General features: G+C 67.4%; 3 protein-coding genes and 1 other RNA gene. 1 reads left to right on the top strand and 3 read right to left on the bottom strand.

Going from position 1 to position 3,990, the window contains the following annotated elements; genetic code table 11:
* The coding region (locus tag U9980_RS07990) for an FAD binding domain-containing protein (RefSeq protein WP_416210193.1) at positions 1 to 788 on the bottom strand (788 nt) is incomplete at its 3' end.
* Positions 789 to 1,410: 622 nt separating this feature from the next.
* On the opposite strand from U9980_RS07990, the gene U9980_RS07985 reads away from it, so the two are divergent.
* Complete coding sequence (locus tag U9980_RS07985; protein WP_416210191.1) at positions 1,411 to 2,505, top strand: Rieske 2Fe-2S domain-containing protein; 1,095 nt, start codon at positions 1,411 to 1,413, stop codon at positions 2,503 to 2,505.
* A 302-nt stretch (positions 2,506 to 2,807) separates the two neighbouring features.
* On the opposite strand, the gene ssrA is transcribed toward U9980_RS07985, so the two are convergent.
* Together ssrA and smpB are read right to left on the bottom strand one after the other, a co-directional pair.
* Positions 2,808 to 3,181: a transfer-messenger RNA gene (gene ssrA / locus U9980_RS07980) on the bottom strand.
* Between the two features lie 241 nt (positions 3,182 to 3,422).
* Positions 3,423 to 3,902, bottom strand: coding sequence for an SsrA-binding protein SmpB (smpB, locus tag U9980_RS07975; protein ID WP_322751437.1), 480 nt, complete (start codon positions 3,900 to 3,902; stop codon positions 3,423 to 3,425).
* Between the last annotated feature and the right edge of the window lie 88 nt (positions 3,903 to 3,990).

Genomic DNA, 3,990 nt, shown 5'->3' with positions numbered 1-3,990 from the left:
ACTCCGGCCGCATGCCGGCGGTAGGCCGCCGACCCGCCCACCTCGTCCGGGAGGGGATCGGGCACGACCGCGGCGGCCTGCGCCACGAGCTCGCCGAACCCGGCCGCGACATCCGCGGCGATCGTGCCAGCCGCCCAGTCGATGCCCTGGCGGACGAACTCCTCGGCGGCACGCGGACGCGTCGGACGGCCCGCAACCCCGCCGATCGCGCAGTTCACCCGCTCATGCACCCGGTCGACAACCAGCGCGCACGAGAGCAGCGCCGTCGATGCAGCCTGCCGGGAACCGATCTTCACGTAGACCTGCGGTCCACATGGGCGGGGCAGTCGGACGGCCGTGACCAGCTCGGTCGGGTCCAGACCGGTGGCCAGGAAAGACGGGACGTCCACGGTCCGCACCCCCTGCACGCTGTGGATCACCACCTCGGCGTCGGCCGCGGACAGGAAGGTCAACAGGTCTCCCCGCGGGTTGGCGGTGCCCAGCGCCCCACCCACCGTGCCCGTGTTGCGGATCTGGGGCGAGCCGACCACCCGCGCCGTCGCCGCCAGTCCCGGTGACAGCGACCAGCCCGTCAGATCGTGATAGGTGACACCGGCGCCGACAATCAACAGATTTGCGCTGGCCCCGCGCGAGCGCAGCTCCAGGACCCGGCGCAGGGCGACGATCCGAGCCGGGTCCCGCCGGCGGGCACGCAGCGCCGGTACCAGATCGGTGCCGCCAGCCAGGAGCTCGCCATCCCCGTCGGCCAGGGCGTCGACGACTTCGGCGACGGTCAGGGGCCGGTACATGTGGGTCGTCGGGCCGGCGGCGGGGTCGACGGCCCGGCCGGCCCGGCCGGCGAGGTGGGATGGAGCTGCCACGATCATGTGGCACACCTGGTCCGGGCGGATGATTCATGATCGCGCTGTCTTCGGGACGCCGGGTGCCGCGGGGCGCCGAGGCCGCCGGGCAGGGACGCTGGCAGGGATGACGGTCGGCCGCGCGCAACCCACATACCCACCGACGATAGAGCCGCGAGGTTACGCGCATGTTCACCATCGGCGACGGGAGAGGTCTTCGGTGTTTGCCGCTGGCCGGACCCGATGAGAGCCGACAACGGCCGGCCACCAGCCCCCTTAACGCGAAATGAACGCCGCCCACCTGCACTGACGGCGCGCCGTATCCGCCATGTACCCAGGCGTGCGTGAAATTCCCGGAAAAGGGACGACCATCACGTCAGCTTCATTGATGCCAGCTCGGATGAGATGTCAATCACCGTCACTTTACGTCACATCCGGGAGGTGAAGTCGAAACATCAACGGGATTGAATCGTCATACTCTGAGCATGCGTTTCAGCGAACGCGATCTGACCTGTCATCCGCGCCTGTCATCCGACGGCCCCTGTTCCTGGAGGTGGTTGACGTTCCGCAATTGCTGACAAACACAGATCCCTCTCTTCGACGCGGCTGGCATCCGGTTGCACGCTCATCGGACGTCGGCGACGAACCGGTGCCTGTCCGCCTTCTCGGTGAACCCTGGGCGATCGCCCGGCTCGATGACCACGTGGTTGCCTTCGCCGACCGGTGCCCGCATCGCCTGGCGCCGCTTTCGGCCGGCCGGGTGGACGGTCCCGAGCTTGTCTGCGGCTATCACGGCTGGCGTTTCGTCGCATCCGGGGAATGTACGACCGTACCCGCGCTCGGGCCGGACGTGCCCGCACCCAAGCAGGCCCGGGCGACCCCCGCGTGGGGTGCCGTCGAACGCCACGGGCTGGTATGGCTCGCGCCCGAGGAACCGTTCGCGGACATCATCGACCTGCCTGAGGCGGCCGACCCCGCCTTTGACTCGGTGTGGCTGGATGTCGTACTGACGTCGTCGTGTGCCGGTCTGCTCGCCGACAACTTCCTCGACACCGCACATCTCCCGTTCGTCCACGCTGACACGATCGGCGCGGGTGAGGAGACGATCGTCCCTCCATACAAAATCACTCCCGATGGCAACGGATTCCGGGCGCGCATGAACCAGACCGTCGCCAACCCTGAGGATCCGGGCGTGGCAGCCGGTCTGCGACCATTGATTCAGCGCCGCCGGTCGACCTACATTTACCGTCCACCGTTCCAACTGCGCCTGGTGCTGGAATATCCCGACGCCGGCAGCACAAACACGATCTTTTTCTGCCTACAACCCGAGGACACCAACTCGACCCGCGTCTACACCCGCTTGTTGCGCGACGACCTCGGCGGAGACCCCGAGCGGCTGGCCGACGCCGCCCGCTTCGAGCAGGCCATCCTGGCCGAGGACATTGCGCTTCAGGAGCGATTCGGGCTGGACGGCCTGCCGCTGATATCCAGTGGGAGCGACGGAGAGGGCGGAGAAAAGGAGGTCAGCATCCGCTCAGACGCCGCCGGACTGGCGTTGCGACGTGTGCTGTACATACTCAGCGAACGGGCGCGACGCGGTACGACATCCGGACCGCCGACCGGAATGCGCTACGCCCGCCGTACCCGGACGGGTTCCCGCCCCTGAACCGATTGTGGACCGTGGAGGTGCCGCCTCCGAATGTGTCATCGGGCTGCTGAGGGGGCGGCCCGATGACACCAACGGAGACGGTCGGTAGAAGACGTCGCTATTGCCGCGAAAGTCACCTACTCCTCGTGCCGCCGCCGGCCGGGCGTAGGTAAAAAAGGTCGTTATACCGACGAAAACCACCGAACGCCCAGGTGCCCGGGGGGCGAAGCCCCGCACCGGGGGTCCGGGGGGTCGCCCCCCGGGCAGACATCACGCCCCCCGGGAAGCCGACCCACCGTCGGCGAACAGCATCAACCAGCTCGTGGAGGTGGCGGGAATCGAACCCGCGTCCTCCGGCACCGCAACAGGACTTCTCCGGGCGCAGCCTGCTACTTGTTTCTCAGCCCCACCAATCACACAGGCATGCCGGTGTGGGCTCAGTCACTGTGAGATGTCCCATCTGACCCCGTGACCGGGTCAGAGAGTGATCCTCCTAGCGACGCCAGACCCTGAGCCGGAGGAACTCTCAGGCTGACGGTTCCTTAGTAGCGCTTAGGCAGCGAGGCTGTAAGCGGCTGGAACAGACTGCGTCTTGTTGGCAGTTATTTCTTTGAGCGGATCGTTATCGAGATAACCGCTCATCCTCGGCCCGCTTCCCCTGCCTCGACGTCCGGAGTCGAAGCCGGTCACCCCCGTGTTCTGTCAGTATTCGTTCTGTCGAGTGTTGCCCTTGCTCCGATAGTACCGCTGATCGCTCTTGCTGCGGGCCGCCTGGACGACCGCCCACACGACCCAACGTCGGCCGCGTCCCCCATCTTCCCACGAACGCCCGGTTGTCCACCACCCCGGTCTGACGGACGGCGCCCGTACCGCTGGCGAGACAGGTGACGGTGCCCGCACGATGGTCGCCACCGATCAGTGCAGGCTGACACGGATCAGTCCTCGCGGCCCTTGGCCCGCCGACCCAGCACCCGGGAGACCTCACGGGTGGCGTCCCGCTCGGCGAGCGCGTGCCGCTTGTCGTAGGTCTTGCGCCCACGGGCGAGCGCGACCTCCACCTTTGCCCGGCCGTCCTTGAAGTAGATGGACAGCGGGACGATGGTCAGGCCGCCCTCCTTGGTCTTGCCGACCAGCTTGGCGATCTCGTCGCGGTGCAGCAACAGCTTGCGGCGCCGGCGCGGGGTGTGATTCGTCCACGTACCCTCCGCGTACTCCGCGATGTGCATGCCGTGCAGCCACGCTTCCCCGTCGCTGATCTGCGCGAAGGCATCCACCAGCGACGCCCGGCCCGCCCGTAGCGACTTCACCTCGGTGCCATGCAGCACCAGCCCGGCCTCGATGGTGTCGAGAATCGTGTAGTCATGTCGGGCCCGCCGGTTCTGTGCGACCAGCTTCCTGCCGATCTCCTTCGCCACGTTCGGTGTTCCTCTTCCTGACAGGTTCTCCAGCAGCTTCACGCCGTCTTCGACCACTTAGGCTACGCCGACGGCACGGCAGGCCGAC

Origin of the sequence: Protofrankia sp. Cr1 (assembly GCF_963555865.1) — a bacterium.
Classification (GTDB): Bacteria; Actinomycetota; Actinomycetes; order Frankiales; family Frankiaceae; genus Protofrankia.
Note: the sequence above shows the minus strand (reverse complement) of the source record. Positions and strands in the feature narration are given on the sequence as shown.